17 protein-coding genes are annotated in these 19,402 nt (G+C 64.8%); 11 read left to right on the plus strand and 6 right to left on the minus strand.

Going from position 1 to position 19,402, the window contains the following annotated elements; all coding sequences use genetic code 11:
* Positions 1-7 precede the first annotated feature (7 nt).
* Complete coding sequence (gene nhaA, locus GRI68_RS01035; protein ID WP_160615294.1) at positions 8-1,246, minus strand: Na+/H+ antiporter NhaA; 1,239 nt, start codon at positions 1,244-1,246, stop codon at positions 8-10.
* A 156-nt stretch (positions 1,247-1,402) separates the two neighbouring features.
* Between nhaA and GRI68_RS01040 the strand changes: the two genes are divergently transcribed.
* The 5 genes from GRI68_RS01040 to GRI68_RS01060 all read left to right on the plus strand — a co-directional run bounded on the left by GRI68_RS01040 (position 1,403) and on the right by GRI68_RS01060 (position 7,857).
* A complete protein-coding gene (locus GRI68_RS01040; protein WP_325063730.1) occupies positions 1,403-2,806 on the plus strand; it encodes a glycosyl transferase family protein in 1,404 nt (467 codons plus the stop codon).
* Positions 2,803-3,876: a hypothetical protein gene (locus GRI68_RS01045; RefSeq protein WP_160615295.1), complete on the plus strand. Its 1,074-nt coding sequence runs from the start codon at positions 2,803-2,805 to the stop codon at positions 3,874-3,876. The genes GRI68_RS01040 and GRI68_RS01045 overlap by 4 nt, the downstream gene beginning before the upstream one ends.
* Before the next feature lie 103 nt (positions 3,877-3,979).
* The gene (locus GRI68_RS01050) at positions 3,980-4,894 is read left to right on the plus strand and encodes a sulfite exporter TauE/SafE family protein (protein WP_160615296.1); all 915 of its coding nucleotides are present in this window, start codon (positions 3,980-3,982) and stop codon (positions 4,892-4,894) included.
* Positions 4,891-5,643: a TIGR02186 family protein gene (locus GRI68_RS01055; protein WP_160615297.1), complete on the plus strand. Its 753-nt coding sequence runs from the start codon at positions 4,891-4,893 to the stop codon at positions 5,641-5,643. Before GRI68_RS01050 ends, GRI68_RS01055 begins: the two co-directional genes overlap by 4 nt.
* 141 nt (positions 5,644-5,784) lie before the next feature.
* The gene (locus GRI68_RS01060; RefSeq protein ID WP_234028676.1) at positions 5,785-7,857 is read left to right on the plus strand and encodes an ATP-binding protein; all 2,073 of its coding nucleotides are present in this window, start codon (positions 5,785-5,787) and stop codon (positions 7,855-7,857) included.
* A gap of 11 nt (positions 7,858-7,868) precedes the next feature.
* Here the strand turns inward: GRI68_RS01060 and GRI68_RS01065 are convergent, their stop codons facing one another.
* The 4 genes from GRI68_RS01065 to mutM all read right to left on the minus strand — a co-directional run bounded on the left by GRI68_RS01065 (position 7,869) and on the right by mutM (position 11,950).
* Positions 7,869-8,633, minus strand: a complete 765-nt coding sequence (locus GRI68_RS01065) for a HesA/MoeB/ThiF family protein (RefSeq protein ID WP_160615298.1) — start codon at positions 8,631-8,633, stop codon at positions 7,869-7,871.
* A 141-nt stretch (positions 8,634-8,774) separates the two neighbouring features.
* A complete protein-coding gene (gene dnaA / locus GRI68_RS01070; RefSeq protein WP_160615299.1) occupies positions 8,775-10,217 on the minus strand; it encodes a chromosomal replication initiator protein DnaA in 1,443 nt (480 codons plus the stop codon).
* Positions 10,218-10,696: 479 nt separating this feature from the next.
* A complete protein-coding gene (gene rpsT / locus GRI68_RS01075; RefSeq protein WP_160615300.1) occupies positions 10,697-10,957 on the minus strand; it encodes a 30S ribosomal protein S20 in 261 nt (86 codons plus the stop codon).
* A gap of 177 nt (positions 10,958-11,134) precedes the next feature.
* Entirely contained in the window at positions 11,135-11,950 is an 816-nt protein-coding gene (gene mutM / locus GRI68_RS01080) for a bifunctional DNA-formamidopyrimidine glycosylase/DNA-(apurinic or apyrimidinic site) lyase (protein ID WP_160617779.1), read from the minus strand.
* Between the two features lie 88 nt (positions 11,951-12,038).
* Between mutM and GRI68_RS01085 the strand changes: the two genes are divergently transcribed.
* Genes GRI68_RS01085 through GRI68_RS01100 form a run of 4 tightly spaced genes read left to right on the plus strand, consistent with a single transcriptional unit; the run spans position 12,039 to position 16,613 of the window.
* Positions 12,039-12,776, plus strand: coding sequence for a class I SAM-dependent methyltransferase (locus tag GRI68_RS01085; RefSeq protein WP_160615301.1), 738 nt, complete (start codon positions 12,039-12,041; stop codon positions 12,774-12,776).
* 4 nt (positions 12,777-12,780) lie between these two features.
* Positions 12,781-14,334 (plus strand): 2-polyprenylphenol 6-hydroxylase, encoded by a 1,554-nt coding sequence (gene ubiB / locus GRI68_RS01090; RefSeq protein ID WP_160615302.1) that lies wholly within the window; start codon positions 12,781-12,783, stop codon positions 14,332-14,334.
* A gap of 19 nt (positions 14,335-14,353) precedes the next feature.
* Complete coding sequence (locus GRI68_RS01095) at positions 14,354-15,457, plus strand: hypothetical protein (protein WP_160615303.1); 1,104 nt, start codon at positions 14,354-14,356, stop codon at positions 15,455-15,457.
* Between the two features lie 19 nt (positions 15,458-15,476).
* The gene (locus GRI68_RS01100) at positions 15,477-16,613 is read left to right on the plus strand and encodes a hypothetical protein (protein ID WP_160615304.1); all 1,137 of its coding nucleotides are present in this window, start codon (positions 15,477-15,479) and stop codon (positions 16,611-16,613) included.
* Between the two features lie 14 nt (positions 16,614-16,627).
* Here GRI68_RS01100 and GRI68_RS01105 read toward each other — a convergent pair whose 3' ends face one another.
* Positions 16,628-17,029: a hypothetical protein gene (locus GRI68_RS01105; RefSeq protein ID WP_160615305.1), complete on the minus strand. Its 402-nt coding sequence runs from the start codon at positions 17,027-17,029 to the stop codon at positions 16,628-16,630.
* Positions 17,030-17,151: 122 nt separating this feature from the next.
* Here GRI68_RS01105 and GRI68_RS01110 point away from each other — a divergent pair, with 122 nt between their 5' ends.
* On the plus strand, positions 17,152-18,954 hold the full coding sequence (locus GRI68_RS01110; RefSeq protein WP_160615306.1) for a bifunctional phosphopantothenoylcysteine decarboxylase/phosphopantothenate synthase: 1,803 nt from the start codon (positions 17,152-17,154) through the stop codon (positions 18,952-18,954).
* Positions 18,951-19,397: a dUTP diphosphatase gene (gene dut / locus GRI68_RS01115; protein ID WP_160615307.1), complete on the plus strand. Its 447-nt coding sequence runs from the start codon at positions 18,951-18,953 to the stop codon at positions 19,395-19,397. The genes GRI68_RS01110 and dut overlap by 4 nt, the downstream gene beginning before the upstream one ends.
* The last annotated feature ends 5 nt before the right edge of the window (positions 19,398-19,402 follow it).

Raw genomic sequence — 19,402 nt, forward strand, 5'->3', positions numbered from 1 at the left:
CGCGCGATCAGGCGGTGACCGAGTGCGGCTCCGTCTCGTCGTCGCCCTCGTCGTCTTCGCTCGTCAGCTGCGGGGCGAAACGCAAGATGCCGTAACCGAGCAGGGCCGAGAACAGCGAGCCGAGCAGCACGCCCAGCTTGGCTTCCTCGACCAGCAGCGGATCGCGCGGGAAGGCGAGTGCGCCGATGAACAGGCTCATCGTGAAACCGATTCCGCACAGCGTCGCCACGCCCCATAGCTGGAGACCAGTGGCCCCGGCGGGCGGCTTCGCGAAGCCGATCTTGTCGGCGATCCACATCGCGCCATAGATGCCGATCTGCTTGCCGAAGAACAGGCCTGCGGCGATCGCCAGCGGAAGCGGGCCGAACACTTCGTCCATCCCCATGCCAGACAGCGCGACGCCGGCATTGGCGAAGCCGAAAATCGGAACGATCATGAACCCGTTCCACGGCGCGGTCGCATGCTCCATCCGCAGCAGCATCGAATCGTCGTGCCCCTTGAGCTTGAGCGGGATCGTGAACGCGGCGAGGACGCCCGCAACGGTGGCGTGGACACCCGAATTGAGCACGGTGAACCACAGCGCGACCGACAGCACGATATAGGGCAGCATGCGGTAGACGCCGAAGCGGTTGAGCGCCATCAGCATGCCGAGAATGACCGCGGCGGCGGCGAGCCAGGCAAGCTTGATGCCGCTGGTATAGACCAGCGCGATGATCGCCACGGCGCCCAGATCGTCGACGATGGCAACGGTCAGCAGGAACAGGCGAAGCGAGGACGGTGCACGCTTGCCGAGCAGGCCGAGCACGCCGACCGCGAAGGCGATGTCGGTCGCCGCCGGGATCGCCCAACCGGAATGCAACGTACGATCGTCGCCCACCAGGCCGAGATAGATCAGCGCGGGCACGGCCATGCCGGCGGCTGCGGCGAGGAAAGGCAGGCGACGCTTCTGCGCGTCGTCCAGCTGGCCGTCGATCAGTTCGCGTTTGATCTCCAGTCCGACGACGAAGAAGAAGATCGCCATCAGCCCGTCGTTGATCCAGAGATGGAACGTGTCGAGCTTCTCGATCGGCGTCCAGGCCAGCTTGCCATGGAAGAGCTCGTGATATTCGTGCGCGAACGGCGAATTGGCCGCGACCAATGCGGCGATCGCGACGGCGATCAGGACAATGCCTGCCGCCGCTTCCATCGATGTAAACCGGTCCAGCGCGCGCTTGAGCGCGCCCCCTATGCTCTGCGTTTCGGCCATGGGCGGTTCTTTGGCGTCTCCCCCGCGCCGTTGCAAGGGCATCCTTTCCCAAGTCGACATTGCCAGCCGGCGAGGGCGTCGATAGTCTGCCAATGAACGCTCGGCAGTGGGGGCTGCCGCGTGGAAGGGACGAAATAGCCTTGAGGGGGGCGTGGCGTGGCAAATACTGCGTGGATATCGTGGACCGGCGATATGATCGGCGCGTTGGGCGTGGCCGAGCGCGAGTTGTTTCTGTTCGCCGGGTTCTGGTTGGTGATTGGCTCGGTCGACGAACTCGCAATGGACGCGATGTGGGGCTGGCTGCGATTGCGCGGAAAAGCGAAGTCTGGGCGCGCCCCGGCGGCTCCCGAACATTTATCCGGCCCGATCGCGGTATTCATCCCCACCTGGCGCGAAGCTGCAGTGATCGCGACCACGATTGCCCAGATCCGTGAAGCCTGGCCGCAAGCCGAATTGCGCATTCTTGTCGGGCTCTATCCGAACGACCCGGCGACGCTTGTCTCTGCTGCCCAGGGGGCAGGGGCCGATCCGCGTGTGCGGCTGGTGATTCATGAACGTGAAGGGCCGACCACGAAGGCCGATTGCCTGAACCGTCTCTATCGGGCGCTCGAGGATGACGAGGCCCGGCGCGATGTTCACTATCGCGCGGTACTGTTGCAGGATGCCGAAGATATGGTTCACCCTGCGGCGATCGGCGTGGTCGACCGCGCGCTTGACGGCCATGCGCTGGTGCAATTGCCGGTGTGCCCGGCGCATAACCCGCGCTCGCGCTATGTCTCGGGTCATTATGCCGACGAATTCGCTGAAGCGCATGCCAAGGCGATGGTGGTGCGCACCGCTTTCGACGTTGCGCTGCCCTCGGCAGGCGTCGGATGTGCGGTCGAACGCGGCATGCTGGAACGGCTGGCGCGTCAAGGGGCGGAGGGGCCGTTCGATCCTGACAGCCTGACCGAGGATTACGAACTCGGCTTCAAGGTGAAGGCGCTCGGCGGTCGCAGTACCTTCGTGAGGTCCAGAGACGAGCGGGGCCGCCTGGTCGCGACCATCAGTCTCTTTCCCGGCGATATCGGGGCGGCGGCGCGGCAGAAGGCGCGCTGGATTCACGGCATCGCCTTCCAGGGATGGGACCGAATCGGCTGGAACGGGGGATGGGTCGATCGCTGGATGATGCTGCGCGACCGGCAGGGGCCGCTGGCAGCGCTCGTGCTGGCCACCGCTTACGCCTTGTTGATCGTCGAAGCCTTATTGTGGCTGATGGATGCCTCCCACGCGCCGCTCGGCTCGATCGAGCCGTATGTGCAGGGGGTTGTCCTTTTCCTGCTCGCATCGCTGGTATGGCGCGCGGTGTGCCGGGTGGCCTTTGTCCGGCGCGAATACGGCTGGCAACAGGCCGGTTATGCCTTGCTCCGGATACCGGTCGGCAATGTGATCGCGATTATGGCGGGACGCCGTGCGCTCGTGGCTTATGTCCGCACGCTGCTCGGCGCACCGATCCGATGGGACAAGACCGCCCATGTCGGCCATCCGGCGCTCCTTCCGACTCGGGCGGCGGCACAATGAGCGACAATGCGCTGGTCAGCACGCCGGGGCGTCCGCTGATAGTCATGGCGACGATGCTCGCCCTTTGGGGCTCGATGCGCGTCGTCCTCTGGCCGCAGGAGACGTTGCGCGTCATCGAGGACCTGGTGCCCGCTGCATTCGCTGCAGGAGAGCCGGAGGATTCCGATACTGTGTCGGTCGCCACCCTACAAAGGGCTGCTTCGCCCGCCGACAAGCTGGCGCCCACAGCCAATGTCACGCAAACTGCGCTAAGCATCGAAGCGGCGATACAGCCACGGCAAAGACGCGCCCATATCGAACGCGGCTTGCATGGTCTGCTGTGGATGGAAGCGGTCACGCGTGGCGATTTCAGCTATCGGGCCCCGTCGATCGCGACCAATGTCGGCGCGGCGCGCATTATTGACCGGGTCCGTACCGGTGGAACGCAGACCGATCGATGGTCGCTCGATGCATGGCTGTTCGCGCGCGACGGAGCGGCGTCGTTCTCGGCGGCGCCGCGGTCCTACGGCAGGAGCCAGGCCGGGATACTCCTGCGCTATCGGCTCGCGCCCGGTAGCCGCTTCGCACCTGCCGCCTATGCCCGCGCCACAGCATCGCCGGACGGCGAGATCCCGGCCGAACTGGCGGTTGGTGCGGCAGTGCGGCCGCTCGCTACGCTCCCGATCGAGGCGCAGCTCGAAATGCGTCTGCGCGAACGCGACGGGCGGATCGAGGCGCGTCCGGCCGTTGCGCTCGTCGGGGGATTGGATCGCACGGTCGCCGGGCTCGAGGTCCGCGGCTACGGTCAGGCCGGATACGTCGCGGGGGCCGACGCCACCGCTTTCGCAGACGGCAAGCTGACGCTGGAAAAAGTGCTCGCCTCAGGCGGAGGTTTCCGGCTGGCGGCAGGCGGTGGCGCCTGGGGCGGGGCACAGCGCGATGCTGCGCGGGTCGATGTCGGGCCGAGCGCGTCGCTGACGCTGGCGACCGAGCGTGTTACCGCGCGGATCGAAGCCGATTACCGGATCCGCGTCGCGGGCGATGCGGCGCCCGGATCGGGGCCTGCGCTGACGGTGTCGGCCAGCTTTTAGGTAACGCCGCGCCAGCGCACGGTTTTCACCGCATTTTTCGCGCAAGTGTTGCCCGGGCGCGCTTTCGCGGTGCGCACCGCTCGGCTAGGGGCGGCGGCAGCCCATGGACGTCTACCTTCCCATCGCCAACCTCTCGGTCAACGGCCTGCTGATCATCGCGCTGGGCGCGGTGACGGGCATGCTGTCGGGCCTGTTCGGCGTGGGCGGGGGCTTCCTGACGACACCGCTGCTGATCTTCTACGGGGTCCCGCCGACGGTTTCGGCCGCCAGCGCCGCGAGCCAGGTCACCGGGGCGAGCGTCTCCGGCGTGTTCGCGCATCACCGTCGCGGCGGGGTCGATTACCGGATGGGCGCGATCATGGTCGCGGGCGGGGCGCTCGGCACGCTGATCGGCGCGGCGCTGTTCGAATGGCTGCGCGCGCTGGGCCAGATCGATACGATCATCACCTTCCTCTACGTCGTGCTGCTCGGCTCGATGGGCTCGCTGATGGCCCGCGACGGCTGGCGCGCGGTGACCGCACAGCGTCGCGGCGAAAAGCCCAAGGCGGCCCGCAGACGGCATCACCCGCTGGTCGCAAACCTGCCGTGGCGAATGCGGTTCTACAAATCGGGGCTCTATATCTCGCCGCTCGCCCCGTTCCTGCTCGGCGCGGGTGTGGGTGTGCTGACGATGCTGATGGGCGTAGGCGGCGGCTTCATCCTCGTGCCCGCCATGCTCTATATCCTCGGAATGGGAGCAGGGGTGGTGGTCGGCACCTCGCTGTTCCAGATCCTGTTCGTGACCATGGCGACGACCTTCATGCACGCGCTGACGACACAGGCGGTCGATATCGTGCTGGCCGGCCTGCTCCTGATCGGATCGGTTTCGGGCGCGCAGATCGGCGCCCAGATGGCGCAGAAATCGAAGCCCGAAGTGCTGCGCCTGGTGCTTGCCGCGATCGTCCTCGTGATCGCGTTCCGGATGGTTCTCCAGCTCTTTTACGAACCCGACCAGATTTACACGGTGGCCCCGCTGTGAGGTGGCTGTTCGCCCTTCTGGCGCTTGTTGCGCTGACCGGCGCGCGTGATCCGCAACTGGTGCCGGCGGTGTCGCAGGAAGCGATCGACGTCCGGCAGGGGTTTACCGGCACCGAACTGCTGCTGTTCGGCGCAATCCTTCCGCCCGATGGCAGCGCGCCGTCCGAACCCTATGACCTCGTCGTTGTCCTCAAGGGGCCGACGCGTTCGGTCGTGGTGCGCGAGAAACAGCAGGTCGCTGGCATCTGGATGAATGTTGATGCGGCCGAATTCCGCTCGGTGCCCAGCTTTTACGCGGTCGCCAGCTCACGCCCGATCGGGCAGATCGTCGACGATCGCACGGCAGCGATCTACGAACTCGGCCTGCCGTTTCTCCAGCTCTCGCCGATCGGTGTGATCGATCCCGAACAGCAATCGCGGATCGCCGCCGGGCTGGTCGAGCGGCGCATCGGCGAAGGGCTGTACCAGCAGGCCGAAGGCGACGTAACGGTGCGCAGCGGCGTGCTTTACGAAGTGCGCTTCCAATTGCCTTCCAACGTGGAGACCGGCGCTTACACCGCCGAGACTTTCGTGATTGCGAACGGCCGCGTGCTGGTATCCGAAACCGCGCAGGTCGAGGTCCGCAAGGTCGGGTTCGAGAAGCGCGTGGCCGACTATGCCGTCAACGACGAGGTCCTCTACGGCCTGTTCGCGGTGTTTATGTCGATCTTTATGGGCTGGGCCGCGGGCAGGCTGTTCGCACTCGTCTGACCGCGATCTTGCTTGCGCGGCGTGGCCGCCCACGTTCTCACACGTCAGGGCCCGGGCGTGCTTAGCCATAAATTAACCCATCCCGGTCATTTTCGCTCGCCTACGGGGTGCGTTCACACGCGCATATACAGGGATCAGTTGATGAGCGATATGAGCGGGTCCTATCCGCCCAAAAACGACGATGCCAAGAGCGTCGATCCGATGGAACGGCTGCGTCGCGCTGCACGTCGGCACCAGCCCAATCCCTCGCCACAGCTGAGCGAACCTGCGCAGCAAAGCGCTGCGCCGGAGCCGTCGGCCCAGCCATCGCCGCCGCCGCAATCGCCCCCGCCGCAATCAACGCGTCCGCAGGCTCCGCCTCCCCCCTCGCGCGAACCGCAGGAGCGTGTGCGCAGCGAGCCGCAGGCGGGACCGGGTCAGGCCCCTCGTGCGGCTCCCGAAGGAGGGCGCGCGCCAGCGTCTTCGCAACCGCGCCAGCATACAGAGAGCGAGCCGCAGCCGAGCGAGCCGCAGAGCCGGGTGCAACGCGAGGCTCCGCCGCATAACAACGAACAGCCGCGCCGCAATCCGGATCGCGACGATCCTTCCGGTGAAATCAAATCCGGAAACGCCAACGCCCGCCATCCGATTGGTCGGGTGATGGAAATCGCCGGTTCGGAATCACACATCGCCCTCGATCTCGAGCGACTTCACCAGTGCATGGAGGATGAAGACCCCTCGGTTGCGCTGGCGGGCCAGGTCGGCAGCCAGATCAAGATCCGCGTCGGCAAAAACTGGTTGCTCGCCAGCGTGCGGACCCAGAAGCAGGACCAGCATGTCGCCGGGGGCATCATGGCGGCGATCGACTTTCTCGGCGAAGGCCAGGAGGAAAAGCTGACCGGTCGGCTGACGCGCTTCCGTCGCGGCGTCACGACCTATCCGGTGCCCGGCGCCGAAGTCTATCCGGCGACCAGCAACGACCTGCGCAGCATTTACGCCAGCGATGGCCGCGCGAACGTGCCGATCGGCACGGTCTTTCCGACCAAGGATATTCGTGCCGGCCTCTATATCGATGCATTGCTGGGCAAGCATTTCGCGCTGCTCGGATCGACCGGTACCGGCAAATCGACCAGCGCCGCGCTGATCCTGCACCGGATCTGCGAATCCGCGCCCGAGGGTCATATCGTGATGATCGATCCGCATGGCGAATACGCCTCGGCGTTCAGCGAGACGGGCATGATCTTCGACGTGTCGAACCTGCAGATGCCCTACTGGCTGATGAACTTCGAGGAACATTGCGAAGTGTTCCTCACCAGTTATGGCAATGAGCGGCAGACCGACGCCGATATTCTGGCCCGCTGCTTGCTGAAGGCGCGCCAGAAGAACCGGCTGGCCGAAACCATCAACAAGATCACGGTGGATTCGCCGATTCCCTATCTATTGTCCGATCTAACGACGATCCTGCAGGACGAGATGGGCAAGCTCGACAAGGCGAGCTCGTCGGTCCCCTATATGCGGATTAAGACCAAGATCGACGAGATGAAGGCCGATCCGCGTTACCAGTTCATGTTCTCGGGCATGCTGGTGGGCGACACCATGGCCGATTTCATCTCGAAGATTTTCCGCCTTCCGGCAGATGGCAAGCCGATTTCGATCATCGATGTTTCGGGCGTGCCTTCGGACATCACCTCGACCGTGGTGGCGGTGCTATCGCGGCTCACCTTCGACTATGCGATCTGGTCGCGCGACGAGAAAACGCGCCCGATCCTGCTCGTGTGCGAAGAGGCGCATCGCTACGTTCCCAACGAGAAACATGCGGACGATTCGGCGGTGGCCTCGATCCTGTCGCGGATCGCCAAGGAAGGCCGTAAATACGGGATCAGCCTGGGGCTGATCACCCAGCGACCGTCCGATCTTGCCGAAGGTGTGCTGTCGCAATGCGGCACGATTATCGCCATGCGCCTCAACAACGATCGCGACCAGGCCTTCGTGAAAGCCGCCATTCCCGAAGGCGCGCGCGGCTTTCTCGATTCGATCCCCGCCTTGCGCAATCGCGAGTGCATCATTTCGGGAGAGGGGGTCGCGATCCCGATCCGCGTCAGCTTCGACACGCTAGAGGAACACAAGCGCCCGGCTTCCGATGACCCGAGCTTCTCGCAATTGTGGAACGATCGCGGCGGCGAGGAAGACGCGGTTGCCCGCACCGTTTCGCGCTGGCGCTCCCAGGGGCGGTAAAGACCGGGACTTTAGCTACAGGCCTTGCAATCGGGATCCTTGGCGATCCGGATCGTCTTCATGCCGGGCTTCATCCCGTCGAGGATATGCAGGCGGCCCCATTGCGGGTCGCCCAGTCCTCCTATGCCGGCGAGCAGCACCCGGATTGCCTCCATCGCCGCGAACGTGCCGACCCATCCTGCCATCGCGCCCAGAATGCCGTTTTCGGCGCAGGTATCGCAATCGTCTGCATCGAAGGCATCGCCGACGAAACAACGATAGCACGCCTGATCGGGACGATGCCCTGCAAAGGCCGCGACCTGTCCCTGGAAACGCGCCACCGCCGCCGAGAGCAGCGGGATCCGCGCGTGGACGCAGGCGTCCGAAACAGCCAGCCGCGTGGCGAAATTGTCCGTTCCGTCGAGTACGAGATCGGCTCCGGCGATGAATTGCGGCGCGGTGTCGGTATCGATCCGGGTTTCGACCGTCTCGACCGCGATCTCCGGATCGAATGCGCGCAGCCAGGCGACGGCCTTTTCCGTTTTGGAGGCGCTCACATCACCTGCGGAGTAGAGTGTCTGGCGCTGCAAATTGCTGGCCGACACGGTGTCGTCGTCGACCAGCGTGAAGCGGCCGATCCCCGCACCGGCGAGATATTGCAGCACCGGCGAGCCGATACCGCCAAGCCCGATCAGCGCGACATGGGCTCGCGTCAGCGCGACCTGACCCGCACCGCCGATCTCGGGCAGGATGATCTGGCGTGCGAAACGGTCGAGGCGGTCGTCGGAAAGGGCCATGGGCGCCCTTTAGGCGCGTGTGGACAGCCCTGTCGATATCGCAGGGATACAGGCTGCACGGAGCGGTGACGCACACTGCAACTACGGTGGAGACAATGTAGACGATGTGTGGAGGGCAGCGCTGCTGCCCTCGCGGGGGGGTCAGCTTTCGAGCTGGCGCAGGAGCGAGCGCACGTCGCCATCCATATCGGCATCGCGCTTGCGCAGATCCTCGATCAGGCGGACCGCATGGATCACCGTCGAATGGTCGCGGCCGCCGAACTTGCGCCCGATTTCGGGATAGCTGCGCGGCGTGAGGACTTTCGACAGGTACATCGCGACCTGACGCGGGCGGACCACGGCGCGGGCGCGGCGGCGCGAGCTCATCTCGGTCCGGTCGACGCGGTAGAACTGGCACACGGTGCGCTGGATTTCGTCGATCGTGATCCGGCGGCGATTGGCCGAGAGGATATCGGTCAGCTGTTCTTCGGCGAGCTGGAGCGAGACGGCCTGCCCGGTAAGCTGGGCGTAGGCGATCAACTTGTTGAGGCCGCCGACCAGCTCGCGGATGTTGCGGGTGATTGTGCGGGCGAGGAACTCGATCACGTCGCCGGGCACTTCGAGTGGCGCGAATCGCTTCAACCGCGCTTCGAGGATCGTGCGGCGCAGATCGATGTCGGCCGCGGCAATATCGGCCACGAGACCCATCGACAGGCGCGACAGCAGTCGCGGTTCGACACCGTCCAGTGCCTGCGGCGCGCGGTCGGCAGCGAAGATCAGGCGCTTGCCTTCGGCCAGCAGTGCATCGATCGTGTAAAGCAGTTCTTCCTGCGCGCTGGCTTTGCCGATGATGAACTGGATATCGTCCACCAGCAGCAGGTCGAAGCCGCGCAGGCGCGCCTTGAATTCGATCATCTCGTTCTGGCGCAGGGCCTGGACGAATTCGACCATGAAGCGCTCGGCCGAGCAATAGAAGATGCGCGCACGCGGATGGTTGGCCAGATAAGTGTGGCCGATCGCGTGCAGCAGGTGCGTCTTGCCCTGGCCGGTCGCGCCCTTGAGATAGAGCGGCGAGAATTGCGGTGTTTCGGTCGCAGCCATGCGCTGGGCTGCATTGCAGGCGAGCACGTTGGCATTGCCGGTAACGAAGCTTTCGAAGGTCTGCGACGGGTCGAGCCCGACCGAGCCCTGGCCGAGCGTGCCGACCTGCCCGCTGGCAAGCGCGATCGCGCTGCTGTCGAGTGCGTGGTCGTTGGAAGGGGTGTGCTTGTTCTCTTCGCCGAGCCGCAGTTCGGACAATTCGCGACGGCCGGGATGGACCTGGATACGAACATTGCGAATATCGCCGCGAGCGATCTTCCAGGCCAGGCTCAGCCGGTCGGCGAATCGATCGGCCACCCAGTTGGCGCTGAAATCGGTCGGCAGGAAGAGGTCGAGCGTGCCGGTGTCCTTGCACAGGCCGCCCAGCTGGATCGGCTTGATCCACTGCGAATGCAGCTGCGCACCCAGATCCTTGCGAAGGCCGGTCGAAATATCAGCCCAATCCGCCTGGAGCCCCATCGCTTCCAGTTCGTCTGCGGTCGGTTCGCGCTCGGTCTTTGCCATTATCCTGCCAATCCCCCTTTGATTCGCCTCTTGGACGAACACATCTGTTCCGGGCACAGGAGACCATCGGCGCCGCTCACATGAAGAGCGAAACCGACTTGCGGGATGCGCCCCGCGCACAACCCGTATGGAGTGGTAATCCTGTGCAGTGCCAAGGCGTAATCGCCGTCGGCGTTGGCCATTTTGTAGGTGTGAATCGCGCGCCGTGACAATGGATTTATGACAGATTTTTTAAATAAAGCGCCTTGACAGCCGGAGACCCTCGGAATCCCGTGACCTTCTTGGAAAATCCCAATTTTCCATAGCTTTGGGTCAAACAGCCGATTGCGAATCGTTGGAAATCCACGATTCGTCTGCTCCGCGTCGAAAACGGCGCTCGCCATCTCCGGAACACTGGTTCATGGTTTGTTCTTGACAGGTTTTTCCCCGCAACCGGAATGACCGGTTGCGGGGAACGAATCGTTGGCGTCAGAGCCGAATCAGAGCGCGGCGACGCGCTTCGTAAGGCGGCTGAACTTGCGCGCAGCGGTGTTCTTGTGAACAACGCCCTTGGCAACGCCGCGGTACAGTTCGGGCTGGGCGGCCTGCAGCGCATCGGCGGCGGCCTTCTTGTCACCGGCTTCGACGGCGGTTTCGACCTTCTTGATGAAGGAGCGAATCCGGCTCTTGCGGTTCATGTTGATCGTTTCGCGCTTCTCGTTGCGACGGATGCGCTTCTTGGCTTGCGGAGTATTGGCCATGTTCGTCCTTCGTGTCGGTCGCGCTAGAAGGCGGCGACCCGTTCAAATCCTGGTGCTCATATGGTGCGCGCGCCCAGAATCACAAGCTGAGACGCAAGCGAACCGGCGCGAGAAGCGCGGCCCCTAGCCGCAGGAGGACAAAGGGTCAAGCAAAACCCCGCTTTGCCCTCTATCGCCCTAGCGCTGGCAGCGAGGACAGTACCAGGACGATCGGCCACCCTGTTCGAACCGGCGGATGGTTCCGCCGTCCTCGCGTCGGCAGGGCTCGCCGGTCCGGCCGTATACGTCGAACCGCGTCGCGAAGTAACCAAGCTCGCCATCGGGCTGGGCGTAATCGCGCAGGGTCGATCCGCCATCGGCGATCGACTGGGTCAGAACCTCGCGGATCGCGGGCACGAGTCGCTCGAGAGCGGCTTTCGAAACCCGCCCGCCGGCCTTCTTCGGATTTATCCCCGCGCGCCACAGCGCTTCGCAGACATAGATATTGCCGAGCCCCGCGACGATTCCTTGGTCGAGCAGGCACAATTTGATCGCCTGCTTTCGGCCGGCCAGCGCATGGCGAAGGTGATCGGCGGACAGCGCTTCACCGAGCGGCTCCGGGCCCAATGCGGCGAAGGGCGACCAGGCATCGAGCGAGCCGGTGTCGAGCAGGTCGACCGAGCCGAAGCGTCGGGGATCGTTCAGCGCGAAACGGTGGTGTTCGGTCTCTATTATCATGTGATCATGCGTATGATCGTCATCCGGATCGATCCGCCAGCGCCCGCTCATGCCCAGATGGAACACCAGCGTGCGATCGCGATCGGTGTGGAGCAGCCCGTATTTTGCTCGCCGTCCCAGCGAGGTAATCGTCGCCCCCGTCATCGCCTGCACGAGGTCGGGCGGAAAAGGGCGGCGCAGATCGGGCCGGTTGAGTTGCACCCGCGTCACCTGCGCGCCTTCCATGAAGCGCGCCAGGCCGCGGATGGTGGTTTCGACTTCGGGCAGTTCGGGCATGGCGGTGGATGTAGTGAGGGCGGGGGCTTTCGTCATCCCCGCCAACGACCTGTGGACGGGCCATGGAGCCTCGGTTAAAGCGCCGTCCATGAGCGAAACCGATACCGTCTCCTTCGGCTACGAAGAGGTCGCCCCCGAGGAGAAGACGCGCCGGGTCGGCGCGGTGTTCTCCAACGTCGCAGCGAAATACGATGTCATGAACGACGCCATGTCGGGCGGCATGCATCGGATTTGGAAGGACCAGTTCGTCCGCCGGGTTAAACCGCAGCCGGGCGAGGCGATCCTCGATATGGCGGGCGGTACCGGCGACATCGCCTTCCGCATGGCTGCGCGCGGTGCGGACATCACGGTGGCCGATATCAATCAGGAAATGCTCGATGTCGGTGTGGAACGTGCGATGGAGCGCGGGATCTCGGGGCTCGTCTGGTCGCGCCAGGATGCCAGCGACCTGACCTATCCCGATCGCTGTTTCGATGCCTATACGATCGCCTTCGGTATCCGCAATGTGACCGACATTCCTGCTGCGCTGCGCGAAACGCACCGTGTGCTGCGCTATGGTGGGCGGTTCTTCTGCCTCGAATTCTCGACCCCGACCTGGCCCGGATTCAAGCAGGCCTACGATGCCTATTCGCACCGCCTCGTCCCCAAGCTCGGCAAGATGATCGCCGATGACGAGGACAGTTATCGCTACCTCGTCGAATCGATCCGGCGCTTCCCGAAGATGCCCGAATTCGCCCGAATGATACGCGAGGCGGGTTTTGCGCAGGTGAAGGTCGAGCCGATCATGGGCGGCCTGGTCGCGATCCATTCGGGGTGGAAGATCTAGGGGCATGACCCGTCCCCGCACGCATCTCTGGCGGCTTCTCAAATGGGGCCGGACGCTGGCCAAGCATGGCGCGTTGCGTCCGATCGAGGAAGCGCCGCACACGCCCACGCCGGTAAAGCGCGTGGCGCGGATCGCACGCTTCGGCGCGCTGCAGCCGGCCGAGCCGAACTATGCCCGCGCGTTCGAGGATATCGGGCCTGCCGCGATCAAGCTGGGACAGTCGCTCGCGACCCGCCCCGATCTGGTGGGCGAGGCCGCGGCGCAGAACTTGCTCAGTCTGCAGGATTCGCTCCCGCCCCTGCCGTTCGAAGCCATCCGCAAGGAGATCGAATCGAGCTTCGGCCAGCCGATCGAAGCGCTTTACGCCCATATCGATCCCGATCCGGTCGGCTCCGCTTCGATGGCGCAAGTCCACCGCGCCACGACGATCGAGGGGCGCGATGTCGCGGTGAAAGTGCTGCGCCCGGGCATTCGGGACCGTTTCGCGCGCGACATCGATACCTATGAATGGGCCGCCGCGCATGTCGAGGCCATGGGCGGCGAGGCCTCGCGCCTGCGCCCGCGGTTGACGATCGCCAATTTCAAGCGCTGGACGCTGCGCGAACTCGATCTTCGGCGCGAGGCCGCCTCGGCCTCCGAACTGGCCGAATCGATGAAGGGATACGAGGGCTATACGATCCCCGCGATCGACTGGGATCGCACCAATAGCCGGGTGCTGACGATCGACTGGATCGATGGCACCAAGATCAGCGATATCGCCGCGCTGAAGGCGGCGGGGCACGACCTGCCCGAACTGGCCAACCGGCTTGTCCTCGCGTTCCTCACCCAGGCGATTTCGGCAGGGTATTTCCACGCAGACATGCATCAGGGCAATCTGTTCGTGAAAGGCGACGGGACGATTGTCGCTATCGATTTTGGCATCATGGGGCGGATCGACCGTCAGGCGCGGGCCTGGCTGGCAGAAATCCTCTACGGGCTGACGACCGGCAACTACAAACGCGTCGCCGAAATCCACTTCGAAGCGCAGTATGTGCCCTCGCATCACTCGGTCGACGAATTCGCGACCGCGCTGCGCGCGGTGGGCGAGCCGATGCGCGGCAAGCCGGTGAGCGAATTGTCGGTCGGCCAGATGCTCGACGGGCTGTTCGCGATCACGCGCGATTTCGACATGCAGACCCAGCCGCATCTTCTGCTGCTGCAGAAAACCATGGTCATGGTCGAGGGTATCGCGACCCAACTCGATCCCGAGATCAATATGTGGGACGTCTCCGCGCCCTATGTGCGCGACTGGATCCGCGACGAACTCGGCCCCGAAGCCGCGCTCGCCGATCGCATCCGCGAGGATACCGAGACCTTGTTCCGCATCCCGGCGCTGGTGCGGCGACTGGAAGAACAATACCCGCCCAGGGGCGGCGCGCCCGAGCCTCCGCCGCTGCCCGAAATCGAGCTGGTATGGGAACGCCGACGCGAGCCGCGACGCTGGCCCGGCTATCTGCTGGCCGGGGCCGCAGGTATCGCGGTGACCTGGCTCGCCGCGGTGCAGGGCTGGATCGGCTAGCAGGCTTCGGGGAGGGGGCATGACAGCGACGGCACCGGATTGGGATCGCTTCGGTCAATGGGGCAGGGGGCCTGCGCGGCTCATGCTCGCAGTGGTCTTGCTGATCCTTGCCATTGCCGCCGTCACACCGCCGCCCGATTCGCAGACCGGTGAACCGGCCGGCGTACCCTCTATCACCGGTGACAATCCCGATCGCCCGCGCGACGATGATCTGACGCTTTACGACAATGTGGTCGAGCGTTTGCAAGGCGGCGAGCACTATTACGATGTCATCGCCGAAGAGCATCGCAAGCTGCCATTTCCCTTGAAGCCGGGGCTGGCGGTGCGTCCACCGACGCTCGCCTATATTCTTGCCTATGTGGGCGAGGACGGGATGATCCCGATCGGCCTTGTGTTGATGGCGCTCACGGTCTGGGCCTGGTGGCGGCGATTCGGTGACGAGCCGGGAGGCGGGCAATTCCGCCTGGTCGGTTGCGCCCTGGTGCTGGTCGGCGTCTCGCTTGGACTGGCGCGCTATTTCTTCGCGATGCACGAATTGTGGGCGGGGATTCTCGTTGCCCTGGCGCTGGGTTTGCATCGACCGGGAAGGTGGGGCTGGTCGTTCGCGGTGCTCGCACTCGCTCTGGCGATCCGCGAGACCGTTCTTCCGGTCGTGTTGCTTCTGGGCGCGATGGCCTTCTGGCGGCGCGACTGGAAGGAAGGTGCAGCCTGGAGCGCAGTCGCCGTCCTCTTCGCGGTCGCGCTCGCGGTGCACCTGCATATCATCGCTGGGCTTGCCCGTCCCGAAGACCCCGAAGGGCCCGCTTGGCTGGTGCTGCGCGGGCTTCAGGGTTGGATCGGCAATATCGTCCTGTCCTCGAACCTGCGCTGGCTTCCGAATTTGGTCTCTGGCCCGCTGGTGTTCCTGATGATCCTCGGCTGGGCAGGCTGGAAAACGCCTGCCGGACGCACGCTTACGTTCTTCTCGCTGGGTTATGGACTGGCGTTCATGATCGGCGGGCGAAATGAGAATTTCTACTGGGGAATGGTCGTCGCGCCCGCGATGTTCGCTGGCCTCGCCATGGCGCCGATGGCGCTGCGATCGATCTGGCGCAGCGCTTTCCCAAACGTTTCTGCTCCATGATTGCGGGACGGGCGGTATCGTGAGCCTGAGCGATCCGCTGGGCTGGTTCGCCGGTTTCGAGCGGCCGTTGCGGGTCTTGCCTCGCTGGGGCGCCGCCTTGGTCTTATTCGGTGCCATCGGCGCGCTCGTTTGGAGTTCCGTTGCGGTCAGCCGCTATGCGCAGTTCGATGCGGTGCAGAAGCGCGAAACCGTGGAGCAGCGCGAAGGGCGCAGCGATGTCGACCTTTACGCCCGTATCAATGCGAGAATGAGCGAAGGGCAGGATTATTACACGGCCGCGCTGGCCGAACAGCGGGCCGACAATTACCCGACCCGACCCTTCGTCACCGTACGCCTGCCAACCATGGCCTGGGGCGCATTGTTATGGGGCGAAAGGGGCTGGCTGTTTCTCGCGATAACACTGCTAGGCGCCAATCTACTCGCCTGGATTGCCGCGCCGCCGCGTGCCACTCTGATCGAACGGATTGCCGTGGGATTGCTGATCGTGGCGTGCGGAATCGGTGCGACTTACGAGCGCGTGGGACTGGTGCATGATCTGGTGGCGGGCCTGCTGCTTTCGCTGGCGCTCGCGCTGTATCGCCCGAGCCGTTGGTGGCCCGCACTGATCGCCGTCGCTCTGGCGCTGGCGATCCGTGAGATAGCGCTGCCCTTCGTGCTCCTATGGGTGGCCTTTGCGGCATCCCAGCGGCGCTGGCGCGAACTCGGTGCGCTTGGTACGCTGCTGGCGCTGTTCGCAATCGTCATGGCGTTTCACGCATGGAACGTTGCCGAGGCGCGGCTGCCGGGCGATCCGGTCTCGCCGGGCTGGCAGGGGCTGCACGGGCCGCAGATCGTGCTCAACAGCCTCATCAAACTGACCCCGCTGCTGTTGCTCCAGCCAGCCGTCGCAGCGCCGCTCGCCCTGTTGCCAATGCTGGGATGGTCGGCTGTCGGAGGACGACAAGGCGTTTTCGCGCTGGTGTGGTTTGCAGGCTTCGGCCTGGGGATGGCGCTGTTCGCCCGCGCGAACAATCATTACTGGGTGTTGCTGATCCTGCCTGCTTATGCCGCGGGCATTGCGTTTGTTCCGCGCGCGCTGGCAGACCTTGCACGGGCGCTTAGAGGCCCAACGAGAAGCGCGGCCAGCTCCGCGGCGGTGGCGCCGCGATCGATCTGACGCAGCGCTTTTGCTCAGGCCTCGCCGGTTTCACGCACCGTGTGATGTGGCAGCACGGCGCGGGCGAAGACGAGCGCCACGACATGCGCTGCTTCGACCAGCATAGGCAGCCACCAGCCCTCGACGGTGCCGTCGATCATCGCGCTCAAACCGCGCCCGAGAAAGGCGATGCCGAATAGCGCTATCGGCACCAGCAGCAGATCACCGCGACGTTGCCATGCACCCCACACCATGAAAATGGCGGCGACGAAGAAAAATGCGGTCATATCCGCGCGCAGCACGGCCAAGCCTTGCGGTCCGTCGGGAATGAGGCCGAAATCGGTGCCGGCGGATACGGGGTTAATAAGGAACCCGATTCCGATAACCGTGTCGATTACGGCTGCTGCAACTATGAGGAAGGTTAGGATCAACCGCATGTTTTCAATTCTCCCGATCGTCGCGTTTACCGTGGCCGATCGGGCGCGCCGTGGCAATGTGCTGGACGATTGGGCGCTGGAATAGTGAGCCGGGGGACGCTAGCTAGCGTAACGATGCATCAATGGGCGTACAGTATTCGCAAGGCGATTTTGAAGGGAATGCGCGCGTGAGCGAGGGCAGCCCCAAGATCCTGCTCGTCATCGGCGGCGGTATCGCGGCCTACAAATCGTGCGAGCTGGTGCGGATGATCCGCCGCCAGGGCGGCTCGGTCACCTGCGTGCTGACCGACGGGGGAAGCCAGTTCGTTACCCCGATGACGCTTGCGGCGCTGAGCGAAAACCCGGTCTATACCTCGCTGTGGGATCTCAAGCGCGAAAGCGAGATGGGGCACATCCAGCTCTCGCGTGAAGCCGACCTGATCGTGGTTTGTCCCGCCACTGCCGACCTTCTGGCGAAGATGAGCGCGGGGATCGCCGACGATCTGGCGACGACGCTGCTGCTCGCGACCGACAAACCCGTCGTCGTCGTGCCCGCGATGAATGTCCGGATGTGGGAGCACCCCGCAACCCAACGCAATGTCGAGCGTCTGCGCGAAGCGGGTGTGGGCGTGATCGATCCGGGCGAAGGGCCGATGGCGTGCGGCGAATTCGGTGCCGGACGCCTGCCCGAACCGGTCGACATCTGGAACAGCCTGGCCGCGCAATTCGGCTATCCCGCCTCGGACGAATCGCCGATGCTGCCGCCTCCGCATGAGGCGCAGGCAAACGAGATTCCGGCATTGCCCAAGGCGGCGCGCGATTCCGACGACGTGGTGACCGAGGATCTGTCGCCCAACGCGCTCGAGGCGGTTGAAGACGACGCGGAAGAAGAAAACTGGGGCGGCGGCTTCGATCTTGGCGGATTGCTCGGCTCGCTGATCCGCCGCAACAAGCCGGTCGAGGAAGACCCGGCCGATTTCGACAAGCTCGACGAGGACGGCGAGGATTGGGAAGACCTGCCCGAACCCGAAATCGAGGAAGAGGATTACGATCCGCATGCGCTGCCGCCGGGCTTCGGCAAGGGCGGTGACGACAATCCGTTGGGCGGCCTCGTGGTGACCAAGGGCAAGGCGCGGTCCGCACCGCCGACCGATGCCGCAGCGATCAATCATCTCGTCCAGACCGGCGCGGGCAATCAGGCACCCGAGCCTGCCCCCGGCGATTATTATGGCGATCCGCTCGACGGACAGGGCGGGTTCGATCAGGATCCGGCGCATCGTCCCCTATACGGCAAGCATGTGCTGGTAACCGCGGGCCCGACGCGCGAGGCGATCGATCCGGTGCGCTATCTGTCCAACCGCAGCTCGGGCAAGCAGGGCTTCGCGATTGCCGCCGCCGCTGCCGCCGCAGGCGCGCGGGTCACACTGGTTGCCGGGCCGGTCGCATTGCCGACTCCGCTTGGGGTGGGCCGTATCGATGTCGAAAGCGCCGAGGACATGCAGGCCGCCGTCCGCCGTGCTCTGCCGGCCGATGCCGCCGTGATGGTCGCCGCCGTGGCCGACTGGCGCGCCAAGACGATCGAGCACGAAAAGATCAAGAAGCACTCCTCGGCCCCGCCCGCGCTGATCCTCGAGGAAAATCCCGACATTCTCGCCTGGCTCGCGACCCATCCGGATCGCCCCGGCCTGCTTGTCGGTTTTGCGGCGGAGACCGAAAACGTGCTCGATAACGCCAAGTCGAAGCTCCAGCGCAAGCGCGCCGACTGGATCGTCGCCAACGACGTATCCGAAAGCGGCGGCGCGATGGATGGTGACGACAACGCCGTGGTGATCGTGGCCGCCGACGGAGTCGAACGGCTCGACCGCATGCCCAAGCATCAGGTCGGGCGCGAGCTGGTCGCGCGGATTGCGCAGGCCCTCGGGGCTCCTGCGGAGGTCGAAGCATGAGCGCGCGCGTGTCCGTCGAGGTACGGCGACTCGAACATGGAGAAGACCTCCCACTGCCGCGCTACGCCACCGACGGTGCTGCAGGCATGGACGTGGTCTCGGCCGAGGACATCGTGCTCGAATCCGGCATGCGGCACGCGGTTGCGACGGGCCTCGCGGTAGCGATACCCGAAGGATACGAAATCCAGGTCCGCCCGCGCTCCGGCCTTGCGCTGAAGCACGGCGTCAGCGTGCCCAACACGCCGGGGACAATCGACAGTGACTATCGCGGCGAATTGAAGATCATCATGATCAATCACGGCAGCGACCCGTTCCCGATCGCACGTGGAGATCGTGTCGCGCAGCTGGTGCTTGCGCCGGTCACGCTGGCCGCTTGGGAAGAGGTGGACGCGCTTTCGGATACCGTACGCGGCAGCGGGGGCTTCGGCTCGACCGGCGTTTAGGCTAG

The organism is Alteriqipengyuania halimionae (assembly GCF_009827575.1).
GTDB classification, from domain to species: Bacteria; Pseudomonadota; Alphaproteobacteria; order Sphingomonadales; family Sphingomonadaceae; genus Alteriqipengyuania_A; species Alteriqipengyuania_A halimionae.